15 protein-coding genes are annotated in these 18,555 nt (G+C 35.7%); all 15 read left to right on the forward strand.

Features of this window, described 5'->3' with window-relative positions; all coding sequences use genetic code 11:
* Positions 1 to 148: 148 nt before the first annotated feature.
* The 15 genes from secA to ACP5P5_RS12285 all read left to right on the forward strand — a co-directional run bounded on the left by secA (position 149) and on the right by ACP5P5_RS12285 (position 18,541).
* Positions 149 to 3,436, forward strand: coding sequence for a preprotein translocase subunit SecA (gene secA / locus ACP5P5_RS12215; RefSeq protein WP_428286397.1), 3,288 nt, complete (start codon positions 149 to 151; stop codon positions 3,434 to 3,436).
* Between the two features lie 92 nt (positions 3,437 to 3,528).
* Positions 3,529 to 4,443, forward strand: a complete 915-nt coding sequence (gene deoC / locus ACP5P5_RS12220) for a deoxyribose-phosphate aldolase (RefSeq protein ID WP_428286398.1) — start codon at positions 3,529 to 3,531, stop codon at positions 4,441 to 4,443.
* Between the two features lie 36 nt (positions 4,444 to 4,479).
* Positions 4,480 to 5,949 carry an aldehyde dehydrogenase family protein gene (locus ACP5P5_RS12225; protein ID WP_428286399.1) on the forward strand — a complete coding sequence of 490 codons (1,470 nt, stop codon included), beginning with the start codon at positions 4,480 to 4,482 and terminating at the stop codon, positions 5,947 to 5,949.
* Between the two features lie 54 nt (positions 5,950 to 6,003).
* Positions 6,004 to 6,891, forward strand: a complete 888-nt coding sequence (locus ACP5P5_RS12230) for an aldehyde dehydrogenase family protein (protein WP_428286400.1) — start codon at positions 6,004 to 6,006, stop codon at positions 6,889 to 6,891.
* A gap of 9 nt (positions 6,892 to 6,900) precedes the next feature.
* Positions 6,901 to 7,326: an SPOR domain-containing protein gene (locus ACP5P5_RS12235; RefSeq protein ID WP_428286401.1), complete on the forward strand. Its 426-nt coding sequence runs from the start codon at positions 6,901 to 6,903 to the stop codon at positions 7,324 to 7,326.
* Positions 7,327 to 7,345: 19 nt separating this feature from the next.
* Positions 7,346 to 8,527, forward strand: a complete 1,182-nt coding sequence (locus ACP5P5_RS12240; protein WP_428286402.1) for a M20 metallopeptidase family protein — start codon at positions 7,346 to 7,348, stop codon at positions 8,525 to 8,527.
* A gap of 163 nt (positions 8,528 to 8,690) precedes the next feature.
* A complete protein-coding gene (locus ACP5P5_RS12245) occupies positions 8,691 to 9,377 on the forward strand; it encodes a response regulator (protein ID WP_428286403.1) in 687 nt (228 codons plus the stop codon).
* Between the two features lie 66 nt (positions 9,378 to 9,443).
* Positions 9,444 to 11,882: an NADP-dependent malic enzyme gene (locus tag ACP5P5_RS12250; RefSeq protein ID WP_428286404.1), complete on the forward strand. Its 2,439-nt coding sequence runs from the start codon at positions 9,444 to 9,446 to the stop codon at positions 11,880 to 11,882.
* A 48-nt stretch (positions 11,883 to 11,930) separates the two neighbouring features.
* Positions 11,931 to 12,668 (forward strand): MlaE family ABC transporter permease, encoded by a 738-nt coding sequence (locus ACP5P5_RS12255; RefSeq protein WP_428286405.1) that lies wholly within the window; start codon positions 11,931 to 11,933, stop codon positions 12,666 to 12,668.
* A 146-nt stretch (positions 12,669 to 12,814) separates the two neighbouring features.
* On the forward strand, positions 12,815 to 13,216 hold the full coding sequence (locus ACP5P5_RS12260) for a DUF4442 domain-containing protein (protein WP_428286406.1): 402 nt from the start codon (positions 12,815 to 12,817) through the stop codon (positions 13,214 to 13,216).
* Between the two features lie 76 nt (positions 13,217 to 13,292).
* A complete protein-coding gene (locus ACP5P5_RS12265) occupies positions 13,293 to 14,696 on the forward strand; it encodes an MBL fold metallo-hydrolase (RefSeq protein ID WP_428286407.1) in 1,404 nt (467 codons plus the stop codon).
* Between the two features lie 73 nt (positions 14,697 to 14,769).
* Complete coding sequence (locus tag ACP5P5_RS12270; protein WP_428286408.1) at positions 14,770 to 15,633, forward strand: UbiA family prenyltransferase; 864 nt, start codon at positions 14,770 to 14,772, stop codon at positions 15,631 to 15,633.
* 22 nt (positions 15,634 to 15,655) lie between these two features.
* The gene (locus tag ACP5P5_RS12275; protein WP_428286411.1) at positions 15,656 to 16,717 is read left to right on the forward strand and encodes a type III polyketide synthase; all 1,062 of its coding nucleotides are present in this window, start codon (positions 15,656 to 15,658) and stop codon (positions 16,715 to 16,717) included.
* Positions 16,714 to 17,418: a methyltransferase domain-containing protein gene (locus ACP5P5_RS12280; RefSeq protein WP_428286409.1), complete on the forward strand. Its 705-nt coding sequence runs from the start codon at positions 16,714 to 16,716 to the stop codon at positions 17,416 to 17,418. The genes ACP5P5_RS12275 and ACP5P5_RS12280 overlap by 4 nt, the downstream gene beginning before the upstream one ends.
* A complete protein-coding gene (locus ACP5P5_RS12285) occupies positions 17,402 to 18,541 on the forward strand; it encodes an NAD(P)/FAD-dependent oxidoreductase (RefSeq protein ID WP_428286410.1) in 1,140 nt (379 codons plus the stop codon). Before ACP5P5_RS12280 ends, ACP5P5_RS12285 begins: the two co-directional genes overlap by 17 nt.
* Positions 18,542 to 18,555: the final 14 nt, after the last annotated feature.

Here is an 18,555-nt window from a genome sequence, read left to right on the forward strand (position 1 = left end):
ATTGCTGTAATAATGTATTCAAAGTAACAAAATAAGTACCTTTGATACTTATTATTCATGTCAATTTGGCTTAAAGCATTTTGTAGCATCCAATTTGAACTAAAATTTATTTAAGCATCATCAGTTATTTTAAGTTATGTTGAAATTAATGTCGAAAATTTTGGGGGGAAACAAGAGCGAGAAAGATGTTCAGAAAATACTCCCTATTGTAAAAAAAATTAATCATTATTACGAGCAGTTTCAAACACTCAGTAATGATGAACTGCGGAATAAAACAGTTGAATTCAAAGCAAAGATAAATGCACATCTTACGGAAATTGATGCCGAAATTACTGAACTGCAACAAACTGCCGATTCTTTACCACCACAAGAAATTCATGAGAAAGATAAGTTATACCATAAAATCGATAAACTAAAAAAAGAAAGAGATAAACATATTGAAGCAGTTTTAAATGAAATTCTGCCCGAGGCTTTTGCGGTTATTAAGGAAACTGCTCACCGATTTAAAGAAAATAGCGCATTAGTTGCTACGGCTACCGATTTGGACCGTGAGCTAAGCGTAAAAAAAGATTATATTTCTATACAAAACAATGAGGTTGTATTTAAAAATACATGGCTGGCGGCAGGTGGTCAAGTGGTATGGAATATGTTGCATTATGATGTGCAGTTAATAGGCGGTATTGTTTTACACCAAGGCAAAATTGCCGAAATGGCAACAGGTGAAGGTAAAACATTGGTTTCTTCATTGCCTGCTTATTTAAATGCTTTACCAGGAGAAGGCGTACATATTGTTACGGTAAACGATTATTTAGCCCGTAGAGACTCCGAGTGGAATGGTCCTATTTTTGAATTTTTAGGATTGAAAGTTGATTGTATTGATAAACATGAACCTAATTCGGAGAATAGACGAAATGCATATTTGGCCGATATTACCTATGGCACGAATAATGAATTTGGCTTCGACTATTTGCGTGATAACATGGTACACTCACCCAATGAAATGGTACAGCGTAAATACCATTATGCTATTATAGATGAGGTAGATAGTGTTTTAATTGATGATGCACGTACGCCTTTAATTATTTCTGGCCCAATTGGAAAACAAGACAATATTGAACAGTTTTTTGAACTTAAACCACGAATTGAAAAATTGGTTGAAGCACAAAAGAAAGCAGTTAATCAATTTTTAAATGAAGCTAAGAAAAAATTAGCTGAAGGAAATGATGATCCTAAAGATGGTGGGCTATTGTTATATCGTGCTTTTCGCGGCCTCCCCAAAAATAGTGCACTCATTAAATACCTAAGCGAACCCGGTGTTCGTATGAAGCTTCAAAAAGCTGAAAATTATTATTTGGCCGATCAGTCTAGAGAAATGCATATAGTTGATTCAGAATTATATTTTTATATAGACGAAAAAAATAATTCAGTTGAATTAACCGATAAGGGTATTAATCTTATTACAAAATCGGGTGAAGATCCTCAATTTTTTGTGTTACCTGATATAAGTGTTGGTCTTGGTGAAATTGAAAATATGAAAGAAATTTCTGTTGAAGATAAACTGCATAAAAAAGAGGCGTTAATTAATGAATACACACAAAAGGCCGATCGTATTCACACTGTACAGCAGCTATTAAAAGCCTATACATTATTTGATAAAGATGTTGAATATGTAGTGATGGATGGACAGGTTAAAATTGTTGATGAACAAACCGGACGTATTTTAGATGGAAGACGTTATTCAGATGGACTACACCAAGCTATTGAAGCGAAGGAAAATGTAAAAATTGAAGCTACTACGCAAACCTATGCCACCGTTACCTTACAGAACTATTTTAGAATGTACCACAAATTAGCCGGTATGACCGGAACTGCACAAACAGAAGCAGCTGAATTGTGGGACATTTATAAGTTAGATGTGGTAACTATTCCTACCAATAAGCCGATAACACGAAAAGACAGTAATGATTTGGTTTATAAAACCAAGCGTGAAAAATTTGGAGCTGTTATTGATGAAATTTTGAAGATGAATAAAATGGGGCGTCCCGTTTTAGTTGGTACTACTTCAGTAGAAGTAAGTGAATTGTTGAGTAGGATGTTACGTCAAAAACAAATTCCACATAATGTATTGAACGCTAAACAACATGCCCGAGAAGCGCAAGTAATTGCTGAAGCCGGTATGGCCGGTGCCATTACTATAGCTACGAATATGGCTGGCCGTGGAACTGATATTAAATTAGGCGAAGGCGTAGCGCAGGCAGGTGGATTAGCTATTATTGGTACAGAACGGCATGAATCGCGCAGGGTTGATTTGCAGTTGCGTGGACGTGCAGGCCGCCAAGGTGATCCGGGCTCTTCTGTTTTCTTTGTGTCTTTAGAAGATGATTTAATGCGCATGTTTGGTAGCGACCGAATTGCCAAAGTAATGGAATTTGCCGGTTATAAAGAAGGTGAAGTAATTCAGCACAGTATGATTACCAAATCAATTGAACGTGCACAGAAAAAAGTAGAAGAAAACAACTTTGGTATTCGTAAGCGTTTATTGGAGTATGATGATGTAATGAACAAGCAACGTACCGTTATTTACACCAAACGGAATCATGCTTTGTTTGGAGAACGCTTAGCATTAGATTTAGATAATGCTTTTTACAGTGTTGCCAGCGAAATTATTAATGGGTTTAAAACTGATGAAGATTTTGAAGGCTTACGGTTAGCTTGTATTGTTCACTTTGGTACGGATACTAATATAACCCCTGAAGAGCTGAATAAAATGTCGGCTGAGCAATTAACAGAAAAGTTATATAATCAAGCTATTAGTAATTATCAAAATAAAAAAGCAGAATTAGCCGCTGAAACTTTGCCGGTGTTTAAAAACATTCGTCAACAACAAGGCGCACATATTGAAAATGTAATTGTTCCTTTCAGTGATGGTCGCAAACAATTACAGGTATTGGTAAACATGCAAAAAACACTTGATACCAACGGTGTTGAATTGGTGAATGCATTAGAACGTTGGATCACTTTAGCCTTTATTGATGATGCTTGGAAAGAGCATTTAAGGGCTATGGACGATTTAAAGCAAAGTGTTCAAACTGCTGCATACGAACAAAAAGACCCACTGGTAATTTATAAAGTAGAAGCCTTTAACTTGTTTAAGCAAATGGATAGTGAGGTTAATAAAGAAATTGTTCAGTTTCTTTGTTTAGCTACTATTCCAACACAGGAAGGTGAAGCAGTACGCGAAGGACGCCAACAAAAAACAGATTTAAGTAATATGCGTACCCGCAAAGAATCTGTTGATGGTGCAACTACTGAAGATGATTATTACGATCCTACTCCTGTAAAACAAGAACCCGTAAAAGTAGGTCCTAAAATAGGTCGTAACGATCCTTGTCCTTGTGGTAGCGGAAAAAAATATAAAAATTGCCACGGTAAATAAGCATAATCATATTTGTCATTTTAGTGGGGTTATAAGCTTACTGGCTTTTACCCCCTTTTTTATTTACATTTGAAAAAAATTAAACTTGCTATATGCCCGCTGTAACAGCATTTATACCCGATTTTAGAAATACCCCTCAAATTGATCATGTTGGTGTGGAAGAACGTGCTGCAAGGTTTACCAAGCGTAGTATAAAAACTGAAAGTAAAGTTGAGGGCTTAAAGTTGGCTTTGAACATGATTGATCTTACCACTTTAGAGGGAAAAGATACCGATGGTAAAGTAAAGCAGTTATGTTATAAAGCAATGCATTTACATGATGCCTATCCGGGTTTACCAACGGTAGCGGCTATATGTGTGTATCCCTCAATGGTAGCGGTAGCTAAAAAAGCCTTACAAGGTTCAAATGTAAAGGTAGCTGCTGTTGCAACTGCCTTTCCCAGTGGTCAGTCCTCTCGCGATGTAAAGTTGCGTGATACCAAATTTGCCATTGATCAAGGTGCCGATGAAATAGATATGGTAATAAGTCGCGGCAAATTTTTACAAGGCGAATACAATTTTGTATTTGATGAAATAGCTGCCATTAAAGAAGCTTGTGGCAATGCTCGGTTAAAAGTAATTTTAGAAACAGGTGAGTTAGTTACTTACGATAATGTGCGCCGTGCCAGTGAAATTGCCATGTATGCAGGTGCCGATTTTATTAAAACCTCAACCGGTAAAATTCAGCCTGCAGCAACAATGCCTGTTACATTAGTAATGTTAGAAGCAATACGCGACTTTTATTACCGAACCGGGAAAAAAATTGCCATGAAACCTGCCGGTGGTATTTCAAAGGCAAAGGCTGCACTGCATTACTTAGTAATGGTACAGGAAACTTTGGGAACCGATTGGTTAAGCAATGAATGGTTTCGCTTTGGTGCCAGCAGTCTTGCAAATGATGTATTAATGCAACTGGAAAAAGAACGTACCGGTGTATACCAGGCAGCAAATTATTTCTCTATAGATTAAGCGTATTTGAATTTAAAAAATTATTAATAAAAGTTTATGGCTAAATCATCAAAAAATATTCAACCCGCACTAAAATTTAATATAAAATATGCGCCTGCCCCGGAAAGTGTAAGTGCTGCCTCTATTAATGAACAATATAATTTATTCATTAATGGCAAGTTTGAAAAACCATTAAGCAAAAAATATTTTGATACAATTAATCCCGCTACTGAGCAAAAAATTGCTTCCGTTGCAGAAGCAGGTACGGCCGATGTTGATAAAGCAGTAAAGGCTGCTCGTGCTGCTTATAATGGACAATGGGGTAAAATGCCTGCCAAAGAAAGAGCTAAATATATTTTCCGAATTGCCAGAATGATTCAAGAGCGTGCTCGTGAATTTGCAATTATAGAAAGTTTAGATGGTGGAAAACCTATTCGCGAATCACGCGATATTGATATACCACTTGCAGCCAATCATTTCTTTTATTATGCCGGATGGGCTGATAAACTAAATTATGCTTTCCCAAACAGAAGTGTGTCACCGTTAGGTATTGCAGGCCAAATTATTCCGTGGAATTTTCCTTTGTTAATGGCTGCTTGGAAAATAGCCCCTGCATTGGCTTGTGGTAATACCGTTGTGTTAAAACCGGCCGAAACCACGCCTTTAACTGCTTTAAAATTGGCAGAATTAATTCAGGACTGCGATTTGCCACCGGGTGTTGTAAATATTATTACAGGTGCTGGTGAAACAGGTGCAGCGCTTGTTAATCATCCCGATATTGATAAAATTGCTTTCACCGGCAGTACAGAAGTGGGTAAAATTATTCAACGTGCTACTGCTAACACTAATAAAAAATTAACGCTTGAACTTGGAGGTAAAGCAGCAAATATTATTTTTGAAGATGCACCGATTGACCAGGCAGTAGAAGGTATAATCAACGGTATTTATTTTAATCAGGGCCACGTATGCTGTGCCGGTTCTCGTTTGTTTGTTCAGGAATCTGTTTACAAGGAAGTACTTCAGAAACTGAAAGACAGAATTGCTACGTTAATTGTTGGAAATCCCTTAGATAAAAATACTGATATTGGTGCCATTAATTCAAAGCAACAATTGCAAACCATTCAAAAATATATTGCCATTGGAAAAAAGGAGGGTGCTGAAATGTTTGAAAGCAGTTGTGCTTTACCAAATAAAGGTTATTTCTGTCGTCCTACTTTATTTACAAATGTTGCACAAAGTAGTCGTATTGCACAAGAAGAAATTTTTGGCCCGGTATTAGCCATTCAAACTTTTAGAACCGATGATGAAGTAATTGAAAAAGCCAATAATACACCCTATGGTTTAAGTGCCGGAGTATGGACCAACAAAGGGTCTAGAATATTCAACATTACAACGCGCTTACGTGCAGGTGTAGTTTGGGCAAATACGTACAATAAGTTCGATCCGGTTTCACCATTTGGCGGATACAAAGAAAGCGGTTTTGGACGTGAAGGTGGTTTGCATGGATTAAATGCTTATGTTAAGTAACGTAATGGCGATTGTGTATCAAAGTAAAATTATCTGAATCTTCAATTTGAAAATATGACTGAAAGAATTGATGTACTAAAAACTTATAAACTTTACGTTGGCGGACAATTTCCAAGAACAGAGTCCGGACGATATTATGCCGTAAAAAACGCCAATGGAAAATTGATTGCTAACATGTGTTTAGCCTCTCGGAAAGATTTTCGCGATGCTGTTGTTGCTGCAAGAAGTGCCTTTAGCGGCTGGTCAGGAAAATCAGCTTTTAATCGTTCGCAAATACTATACCGTATAGCTGAAATGATGGAGAGTAGAAGAACCCAGTTAATTGATGAATTACTTTTATTAGGATATAAATCTATAGATGCCCACAATGAGGTAAGTGCAGCCATTGACCGTATGGTATATTATGCGGGTTGGTGCGATAAATATCAGCAAGTTTTTAGTTCAGTTAATCCGGTAGCATCGCCTCACTTTAATTTTTCTGTTCCAGAACCTACCGGTGTGGTAGCTATTGTTGCCGCACAGCAATCAGCTTTAATTGGTTTGGTTTCTGCTGTTGCTCCCATAATTGCTGGCGGTAATACTTGTGTAGTTTTGGCGGCAGAACAGTTGCCTTTATCTGCCATTAGTTTCGCAGAAATTATTCATTCATCTGATGTGCCTGCAGGCGTAGTGAATATTTTAACCGGAAAAGTTAGCGAGCTGCTAAAATATTTTGCCGATCACATGGATGTAAACGCTATTGTAACTTATCAACTAACAAATCAGGAAATGCAGCTAGTGAAAGAAAAATCGGCTTTAAATGTAAAACGTGTGATAGAATATAATGCATTGAATTGGTTAGAAGACAATGCACAATCGCCTTATTGCATAATGGATCTTCAGGAAATAAAAACAACGTGGCATCCAATTGAAACGGTATCTGCCGGAAAATCGGGATATTAAAAAATGTATATGATTAGAGGATTGATAATAGCTTTATTTCTTTTCTTAGGCACACAAGTATATGCTAATTGTGCAGATACAATTATTGTATATAAAGATGCACGGATGGATACTTTGGTGGCCAAGCAGGCAGCTATGAATAAACGAATGTTATTAAAAGCAACCGGTGGATTGGTAAAAGGTTATCGCATTCAAGTATTAAGCACTAGTAGTCGCGATGAAGCTTTTAAAATAAAATCTGAACTATTGTCTAAATTTCCTGAACAGAAATCATACGTTCTTTTTCAAAGCCCTTATTTTAAAGTACGTATTGGTAATTTCTTAAAACGAGAAGATGCGGAAGCATTACGAACGCAATTAAATAATACATTCCCATTCAGCGTTTATGTGGTGGATGATATGGTGGAATACACAGCTACGGGTGCTATTAATTAAAAGATTTTAAACTGTCATTATGCTTTTGTCAGCCATTCAACAAAAGGCTAAGTTATATGCCAACGAATTTATTGAAGTGCGCCATTGGTTACATGCACACCCTGAATTAAGTTATCAGGAATTTGAAACTTCTAAATTCATTCAATCAAAACTAGCGGAGTGTGGTATACCATTTCAAGTAAAAGCAGGTACAGGTGTTGTTGGTACAATTGAAGGAATTGAACCTGCATCTCGAATAATGGCTTTGCGTGCCGATATGGATGCTTTGCCCATTCAAGAGGAAAATACGGTTAGCTATCGCTCAACTAATGATGGTGTAATGCATGCCTGTGGGCACGATGTACATACCACCTGCTTGTTGGGGGCAGTTAAAATATTAAATGAGTTGAAGCATGAGTGGAAAGGTACCATAAAATTTATTTTTCAACCCGGTGAAGAAAGAAATCCAGGCGGTGCTAGTTTATTAATTAAAGAAGGCGCATTAGAAAATCCTAAACCACAAGGTATTATTGGCTTACATGTGCATCCGGGTTTGCCAATAGGAAGACTAAGTTTTAGAAAAGGACGCGTAATGGCAAGTGCCGATGAAATTTATATTACTATAAAAAGTAAAGGTGGACATGCGGCTGCGCCTCATTTAACTGTTGATACTATTTTGGTAGCTGCCCACATCATTACTGCCTTACAACAAGTTATTTCTCGTAATAACAACCCCTTGTCGCCATCAGTGTTATCAATTTGTTCCATACAAGGAGGGCATACTACTAATGTAATACCCAGCGAGGTTAAGTTAATGGGAACGTTTAGAGCGATGGATGAACAGTGGCGCTTTAAAGCTCATACATTAATTGATCAAATTGTAAATGGCATGGCTAAAAGTATGGGGGCAGAAGTGCAACTGCATATTGATATTGGTTACCCAACTGTTGATAACGATGTTGAATTGACGGAGAAGACATGGCAATTAGCTAACCAATACATGGGTAAAAATAATATTGAAGAAACGGAAGTAAGAATGGGTGCTGAAGACTTTGGTTATTATACGCAGGTTGTACCCGGCTGTTTTTTTAGGTTAGGTGTAATGAACGCAGAAAAAGGAATTATTTCCGGGGTACATACACCCACTTTTAATATTGATGAAGCAGCAATAGAAATTGGAATGGGTATGATGGCTTGGTTGGGAGCAAGTGCTTCCATATAATTCAAATATGGATGATGAAATTTTTTAATTAGGAAACAATATAAACTTGCAAATCTACTATACTTTTCAACAAAAAAATCAGGTGATTTCACGGAATTTTTGTAAAGCGTAAACCCATACCTTGCAATATAAATTGATGTAATATTCTAATTTGCTGCTGAGTATGGCCTTAATAGTGATTGCAGAAGATAATGTAAATTTTTTAGATAAAACTACCGGTTGGGTATTACGGGAACCAGGAATGCAGTTGTTGTATTTTGCTCGTAACGGTATGGATTTACTGAAGGAAATAATTACCCACAAAGAGTTACCTCATGTAATATTAATGGATATTGAAATGCCATTGATAGATGGTATTGAAGCCACCAGTTTTATAAAAGATCAATTTCCCCAAATTCGTATTATAGGATTAACCTCGCATAGTACTGAAGGAATGGCCATACATGCTATTACAGCCGGAATGGATGGTTTTGTTGCAAAAGCCTTGTTGGAAAATATTTTGGCCGAAGCCATTGAGAAAGTGCTAAAAGGAGATATTTTTATTGACTATAGGCTTGACTTTGATATTGAGCACATTTTGGTAACCGTTAAAAAGCGGAAAGAAAAAATTATTGCTTTTCGGAATGCATTACCTACACTTAACCCCAAAGAAATGGCATTCATTATTTTAGCTGCCACTTCGTTAAAGTATAAGCAAGTGGCCGATTTAATGAACCTAAGTGAAAAATCGGTACATGGCTATTTTGAAGCAGTATCCAATAAATTAAAACTTACCAGCCGTCAGCATTTAACTTTATTTGCCCATCAGCATGGCTTAACACATATGGCCGATTACACGCAAAATTTTTAGCACTAGTTACAATCATGGTTATTTCTGTATTTTAGTTGTACTTTGCATGCGGCTAAAACAATGTTTTTGGCAACGGCATTGTTGCCCACTGCCCCGAACCCTGAAGTGAGTGACACAACAGGCGATGCCCAAAGTTGTATTAGCCGGCAACAAAAAAATGCAGCCATGGATATTAAAAAGTTAAAGCGAGAAGAGGCATTGGAATACCATGCCAAAGGACGCCCGGGAAAAATTGAAGTAATACCTACCAAAGAAGCAAAAACACAGCGCGACTTATCGTTAGCCTATAGCCCCGGTGTTGCAGAGCCTTGCAAGGCTATTAAAGAAAATCCTGAAAATATTTACAAATACACAGCAAAAGGCAATTTGGTTGCCGTTATTTCAAACGGAACGGCAGTGTTAGGTTTGGGCGATATTGGCCCCGAAGCCAGCAAGCCTGTGATGGAAGGGAAAGGAGTTTTGTTTAAAATTTTTGCGGACATTGATGTGTTTGATATTGAAATTAATGAAAAGGATCCGGAAAAATTTGTGGCTATTGTAAAAAGTTTAGAGCCAACATTTGGCGGTATTAATTTGGAAGATATTAAAGCACCGGAATGTTTTTACATTGAAGAACAACTGCGTAAACAACTTAGAATCCCGATTATGCATGATGACCAGCATGGCACTGCAATTATTAGTAGCGCTGCTTTGCTGAATGCATTAGATATTCAAAAAAAGAAAATTGAAAAAACTAAATTTGTAGTAAATGGTGCAGGTGCCGCAGCCATGGCTTGTGTACGATTGTACATTGAGTTAGGGGCGAAGTATGAAAACTTTATTATGTTTGATAAAGATGGAGTGTTACACAAAGGCCGTACCGACTTAGATGATTTAAAAAAGAAATTTGCAGTTGATAAACCCGACTGGGATTTGGCAAAAGCAATGAAAGATGCTGATGTGTTTTTAGGCTTAAGTGTAGGTAATGTTGTATCTAAAGAAATGATTAAAAGCATGGCTAAGAATCCTATAGTATTTGCCATGGCTAATCCCGATCCGGAAATAAGTTATGAAGATGCAATTGCCGTTAGGAAAGATATTATTATGGCTACCGGCAGAAGCGATTATCCGAATATGGTAAATAACGTATTGGGATTTCCGTACATTTTTAGGGGCGCATTAGATGTACGTGCTACTCAAATTAACGAAGCCATGAAATTAGCTGCAGTGAAGGCTTTGGCCGAATTGGCCCGTAAACCGGTGCCTGATATTGTAAACCTGGCTTATAACCAGAGAAATTTAAGCTACGGACCGGAATATATTATTCCCAAACCAATTGATCCGCGTTTACTATCTACCGTAGCGCCTGCAGTAGCACGGGCTGCCATTGAAAGTGGTGTGGCACAACGCACCATTCAAAATTGGGATGAATATGCGCTGGAACTGAATAAGCGCCTGGGATTAGACAACCAGCTGATGCGGATTATTAGTAACAAAGCACGCAGAGCACCCAAACGAATTGTTTTTGCAGAGGCAGATAATTTAAAAATTATAAAAGCAGCCAGTATTGTTTATGATGAGGGAATTGGATACCCTATATTATTAGGTGTTGAAGAAGATATTATACGTATAGCCAACGAAAACAGTATTGATATTTCTGATTTGCCCATAATTGATCCAAGAAGTGAAGCTTGTGCAGATAAGCGTGAATTTTATGGACAAATATTTTTCCAGAAACGACAACGCAAAGGGTTTAACCGTTATGAGAGTTTTAAACGTATGAAAGATAGGAACCATTTTGGTTGCATGATGGTTGAAACAGGAGATGCTGATGCAATGATTTCGGGACTAACTCGCAACTATGCCGATGCCATTAGGCCTGCATTACAAATTATTGGAACCGATGAGGGTGTAAAAAATATAGCAGGCATGTATTTATTGCTTACGAAACGTGGGCCTTTATTTTTGGCAGATACTACAATTAATTTTAATCCTTCTGCTGAAGAGTTAGCTGATATTACTTTAATGGTAGCCCGTGAGGTACGAACATTTAATTTAATCCCTCGCATTGCAATGCTTAGTTACAGTAACTTTGGAAGCAGTAATTCTTACGAGGCAAAGTTGGTTGCTGAAGCTGTACAAATTGTAAAGCAACGAAACCCTTCATTAATTATTGATGGAGAGATGCAAGCCAGCCTAGCTTTTAATAATGAAATTTTAAAAGATAATTATCCGTTCAGTGATTTGGTTGATCAGGATGTGAACGTACTTATCTTTCCTAATCTTACTTCAGGAAATATTGCGTATAATTTGCTGAAAGAGTTAGGTGGTGCCGATGCAATTGGGCCCATTTTATTAGGGCTAAAAAAACCGGTTCATGTTTTGCAATTGGGTAGCAGTGTGCGTAGTATTGTAAATATGGCATTAATAGCCGTTGTTGATGCACAAATGAAATGTAAATTGGATACTGAAGCAGAAATTCAAAAAACCAAATGGTGGAAAAAACGCCGTTTGAAAAAGAATTAATATTTTTAATAAGTTTTTTACAATCTAACAATACACAAACGAAAACGAATGTCATTTTTCTCGCATTTAGGCGCTTTTTTATTGTTGTTAAAGGGCATGTTTACTAAGCCTGAAAACTGGAAAATGTATTGGAAGGAATTGATGAACCAATGTGTTGATATTGGTGTAGGTGCCTTACCAATTGTTGTAATAATTTCTTTGTTTTTAGGTGCGGTAACAACAGTACAAACTGCCTATCAATTGGTTAGCCCTTTAGTGCCTCAAGCAACCATTGCACAAATTGTTCGTGATAGTATGATTTTGGAACTTTCGCCAACAGTTGTGTGTATTGTATTGGCGGGAGTTGTAGGTAGTAAAATTGCAAGTGAATTAGGTAATATGCGCATTAGCGAACAAATTGATGCCATTGAAATTATGGGAATCAATACAAAAAGTTATTTGTTGTTCCCAAAAATATTAGCCGCTTTAATAGTTGTTCCTGCACTAATAGTTATTTCAGCTGTGTTAGGAATATGGGGTGGAAGAGAAGCCGGGAGTTTAACCGGTATTATATCGCATGATATTTATGATGTTGGTTTACGGCAAAATTTAAATCTTTACAACATACAATTTGCTTTATACAAATCATACACCTTTGCTTTTATTATTAGCAGTGTTCCTGCTTATTTTGGTTACTTTGTAAAGGGCGGTGCATTAGAAATTGGAAAAGCTAGTACCAGTGCCGTAGTAACCAGTTGCATTTTAATTCTATTTGCTGATTATGCATTAGCTGCTCTATTGCTTTAATGTTGTTTTGTTTGGGTTGCCGGCTATAATTTATTAAATTGTAGCTTATTCAGTTTGCATATATGAAAGTACAATCATTCCAATCCTTTCAAAACGTTGTTAGTAACCCATTCTTATATCGGTTGTTTTTATTAAAAAATTTGCCCATGGCATTTTGGGCAGGTTTATGTGTAAAACAATTAACAACCAATGAGGCAGTCATTGGCGTAAAGTATCGTTATTTAAATAAAAATCCATTTCGTTCCATATATTTTGCTGTGCTAAGTATGGCAGCAGAGTTAAGTACCGGCATTTTAGCTTTTGCACATATTGCCGATAAGCGCGTAAACGTAAGTATGTTGGTAGTTGGTTTAAATGCCCAATTTCTGAAAAAAGCTACCGGTTTTGTTTATTTTAAATGTAACAATGGGGAAGAAATTGCTGCAGCTATTCAACAAACAATTAATACCGGTGAAGGAGTGAGCATTACCTGTCGGTCAGTGGGAGTAAATGAACATGATGAAATTGTTGCCATTTTTGAATTTAAATGGAGTTTTAAAAGAAAATAAACCAGTATTTGAAAGTTGAATATGAATTTGTATTAACTTTAAAAGAATCATTTAATAATTTATATTTAGTTTAAATATGAAAATTGTATTTCATGGTGCAGCTAGAACAGTTACTGGCTCTAAACATCTCGTAAAATTAGATAATGGAAGAAAGATATTATTAGATTGTGGTATGTTCCAAGGTTTAGGTAAAGAAACTGAACCATTGAATATGGAATTTGGGTTTGTACCCTCTGAGATTGATTATTTAATATTATCGCATGCACATATTGATCATTGTGGGCTAATACCAAAGTTGGTAAAAGAAGGTTTTCAGGGTAAAATATTTTCAACGCCGGCTACTCGTGAATTAAGTGATGTTTTATTACAAGATTCCGCAGAAATTCAACGTGATGATACTAAATTCATTAATAAAAAAAGGGCCAAACAAGGGCTTCCTCCTTATGAACCTTTATATGACTTATCGGATGCAGAAAAAGCTTTTGATTATTTTAATTTGGCTGAATATGGTGAATGGACAACTATTGAGCCAGGTATAGAATTTATGTTTACCGATACAGGTCACATTATCGGTAGTGCAGCTATACATTTACGAGTTACGGAAAATGGCAAGACCAAACAGATAACTTTTAGCGGTGATGTTGGTCGATATAATGATGTTATTTTACGTTCGCCACAAACATTTTCTCAAGCTGATTATATTATTTTAGAAAGCACTTATGGCAATAAGTTGCACGATGAAGTACATAGTATACCCGATACTTTATTAAAGTGGATTGAACATACTTGTGTTGAAAAAAAAGGAAAATTAATTATACCAGCATTTAGTGTTGGACGTACCCAAGAATTATTATATGCTTTAAATCAACTTTCTTTAGAGAGAAGATTACCAAAAGTGGCTGTTTATGTGGATAGTCCTTTAAGTAGAGAAGCTACACAAGTGGTAAAATCGTATCCGCAATACTTTAATAATAGAATTAGGAAGATAATGGAAACAGATAGTGATCCATTTGATTTTCCCGGTCTGACTTTTATTAAAACAGTAGATGAAAGTAAAGCATTGAATTTTAAAACTGAACCTTGTGTAATTATTTCTGCAAGTGGTATGGCTGATGCCGGCAGGGTAAAACATCATATTTTGAATAATATAGGTGATAATAAAAATACCATTTTAATGGTGGGTTATTGCGAGCCGCATACCCTTGGCGGACGTTTATTGGCTGGTGCAAAAGAGGTAAAAATATTTGCCGATTATTATAAAGTAGTCGCTGAAATTGGTGAAATGCATAGTATGAGTGCGCATGGTGATTACGACGATTTATTGCAGTTTGTAGCTTGCCAACAAAAAGATTTGGTACGCATATTATTCTTAGTGCACGGAGAATATGATGTACAACAAGATTTTCGCAGTAGATTATTGAGAAAAGGATTTAAAGAGGTAGTAATACCTGAACTTCATTCAGAGCATTTATTAGATTAATGGTATTGAGGGGAAAGTGTTTATTATAATTATCAATTATGCGAACAAACAAGTTCGACTATAATAATCAACCATGCTAAAGCAATCCACTTTACAATTATTACGCTTCCCTTTTTCTTTTTTTTTAATGCCGGTATTTTGGTTTGCTTTATTGTTTGTAAAAACAGTACATTGGGCAATTGCATTACAGCTTTTTATCATTATTCATGTTTTATTATATCCTGCAAGTAATGCCTATAATAGTTATATGGATAAGGATACCGAAAGTATTGGCGGGGTAGCTAAACCACTTTTGCCCTCTAAGCAACTATTTTATGTTTCATTAATAATGGATGTATTAGCGATTTTATGGGCACTTCAGTTAAGTACAACTGTTGGCATATGTATAGGCATATATGTATGTTTTTCTCGGCTTTATAGCTACCGAGGAATTCGATTAAAAAAATTTCCGGTTATTGGTTTTCTTACGGTGGTACTCAATCAAGGAGGTTTGATTTTTTTTACTGTTTATATAGCTTCAACTTACGAGTCAATTGTTACTTTCCCTATAATTGGAGTCTTAATTTCAATTTTATTGATTGGTGGTTTTTACCCAATTACACAGGTATACCAACATGCAGCTGATAAAGCCGATGGTGTAACTACCTTATCCATGTTGTTAGGTGTAAAAGGAACATTTTTGTTTTGTATGTTCATGTATATGTTGGCATTTTTATGTATGGCCTACTATTTTATAAGTATAGCTACTGCCTACATATTTATCATTATTCAATTGTTTTTTGTGCCTGTATTGGTTTACTTTTTTTACTGGTTGTATTGGGTGTGGAAAGATGTCACATATGCAAACTTTAAACAAACAATGCGAATGAATTGGATTGCTGCTATATTTACTAATGTAGCTTTTATTTTTATACTTATACTGAAACACTTTGGCTAATATCATATCCATAGGAACTGCTGTGCCAAAATATTGTCATCAGCAAACACATATTCTGCATTTTATGCAGGATATGTATGCTTTAAACCAATCACAAAAACGAATCTTAGCCTATTTATACCGTCAAAGTTCTATTCGTCAACGCTACTCCGTACTTGATGATTTTTCAAATCAGGAACTAAATGACAGACAATTATTTATTGACAGAAAAGAAAACCCTTCTGTAGCTAAGCGTATGGAGCTATATCAGTTGTTAGCACCACAGCTGGCTTTTTCTGCTCTTCAAAATTGTTTAGAGGGGGTAGCAGTATCCTCTGAAATTACTCATCTTATTACAGTAAGTTGTACAGGTATGTGTGCCCCCGGTATTGATTTGCAATTGGTTGAAATGCTTCAAATGCCTAAAAATATTTTTAGAACATCGGTCAATTTTATGGGATGTTACGCTGCTATACATGCATTAAAAATGGCCAATTATATTTGCAATGCAGAGCCAAATGCTTTAGTAGCAATTGTGGCTGTTGAATTATGTACAATACATTTTCAGCCAAAATTTTCTGAAGATAATGCATCAAGTAGTATGTTATTTGCTGATGGAGCTGCTGCTGTATTAGTTTCTAATCAAAGTGTTCAAAATAGTTTAAAAGCTATTGTTCAACTAAATAATTTTTATTCCTCAATCGAATCGAAAGGTAAAAACGATATGGCTTGGAAAATCGGTAATAATGGCTTCGAAATGACCTTGAGTAGTTTTATTCCAACAATTATAGAAAGCGATATTGATACTTTAGTAACCAATGCATTAGAAAAAAACAATCTTTTAACAAAAGATATTACTCATTGGTGTATTCATCCCGGAGGAAGAAAAATTATTGACGTGGTTGAACAAAAATTACAATTGTTGCCGTGTAAAACAATTCCTTCCCGATATGTTTTAGAAAACTATGGAAATATGTCTTCACCAAGTATATTATTTGTGTTAAATGAAATTATAAAGCAAAAGCCATTGCACGAAGAGTCCATTTTTGGAGTAGCATTCGGCCCTGGTTTAACAATGGAAACCTTTACTGCTACTTTAATATGAATTTGCAAAAACGCTCATATCAACCTGAATTATTAGATGGTGAGAATATCCCTTTTGATGACATCAAAATAAACATGCAGGAATTGAGTGTAATTAATACTTGGTTAGGCGGGCATAAAATTACATTGAATGGGTTTAAAAAATTAGTAGGTAATAGGAAATCAGTTACTGTTTGTGAAATAGGTTGTGGCGGAGGCGATAATTTAAAAGCTATTGCTAATTTTTGTATTCGGCATAATATTATCCTTAGCATAGTTGGAATTGATAAAAACAAGAATTGTATTGATGTTGCTAAAGAATTATTTGACAGTAGAATAAATACGAATTGGATAATAGCAGATTATGCCACTGTTAATTTTAAACAAAAGCCCGATATTATATTTTCAAGTTTATTCTGCCATCATTTCACAGATAATGAAATTCGTTTCCAATTAGAATGGATGAAAGAAAATTCTGAGTTAGGTTTTTTCATAAATGATTTGCATAGAAATTATTTAGCTTACTATTCTATTTTATTCCTTACTAAAATATTTTCACAATCATATTTAGTAAAATATGATGCAGCTTTAAGCGTAGCTAGAGGATGGCGAAAAAAAGAGTGGATTGCTTTATTGGCGCTTACTAATATTCAATATTATACTATTTCCTGGAAATGGGCATTTCGATATTTAATCTTGGTGCAACATGCAAAAACAAAATAATTTTGATGTAGTTGTTGTAGGTGGTGGCCTGGGTGGTTTAACTTTTGCCATACAATGTGCTGGTGCCGGTTACCGGGTAGCAGTTTTTGAAAAAGAACAATATCCATTTCATAAAGTATGCGGCGAATATGTAAGTAATGAAAGTAAATTATTTTTAATTCAATTAGGACTACCATTAAGCTCATGGAACTTGCCTGAAATTGAAAAATTGTTATTAACAGATATAAACGGCAATGCATATCCGTTTAAATTAGATTTAGGAGGATTTGGAATAAGCAGGTTTAAGTTAGATGATGAATTATATAAACTTGCTGTACAAAAAAAAGTACAGGTATTTTCGCGTACAAAGGTCTTGAACGTTAGTTTCTTGGAAGATAATTTTGAGGTACATACAGCTAAAGGAAATTTTTCATCAAGAATTGTTATAGGCAGTTTTGGTAAACGTAGTAATTTGGATGTGCAGTGGAATAGAATTAAAGAAGATAGAAAATATGCAATTGATAATAAATACATTGGCATTAAATATCATATCCGTTATCCTTTTCCTAACAATTTGATAGCACTTCATAATTTCAAAAATGGCTATTGTGGTATTTCCACGATTGAAGATGAAAAATGTTGTTTGTGTTATCTAACTACAATGCGTACTTTAAAAGAAAATGAAAATAGAATTGAGGTTATGCAGGAAAAAGTTTTGTATAAAAATCCTGCTTTAAAGAAAATATTTCGTGAGGCAGAATTTTTATATGAAAAACCGGAGACTATAGCTCAAGTATCTTTCGCGCCAAAATCGCAAGTGCAAAACCATGTTTTGATGGTTGGTGATGCTGCCGGTTTAATTACACCGTTATGTGGTAATGGAATGAGTATGGCCATGCATTCCGGTAAGTTAGCTTTTACTGTGGTTGACAATTTTTTGAAAGGGAATATTAATAGGCCTGAAATGGAGCGGCGCTACATCATTAACTGGCGACACCATTTTGAAACTAGGTTATGGTATGGAAGAAAAGTACAATCATTAATGGGTTCACAATGGTTAACCTCGCTTTCTTTAGAAATAATGCGTCGCATTCCTTATTTAGCTCGGCATATTATTACAGCAACACATGGGCAACCATTTTAGTATTGCTTTGTTAA

The sequence above is a fragment of the Hydrotalea sp. genome (assembly GCF_049968455.1).
In the GTDB taxonomy this organism is placed as follows: Bacteria; Bacteroidota; Bacteroidia; order Chitinophagales; family Chitinophagaceae; genus Hydrotalea.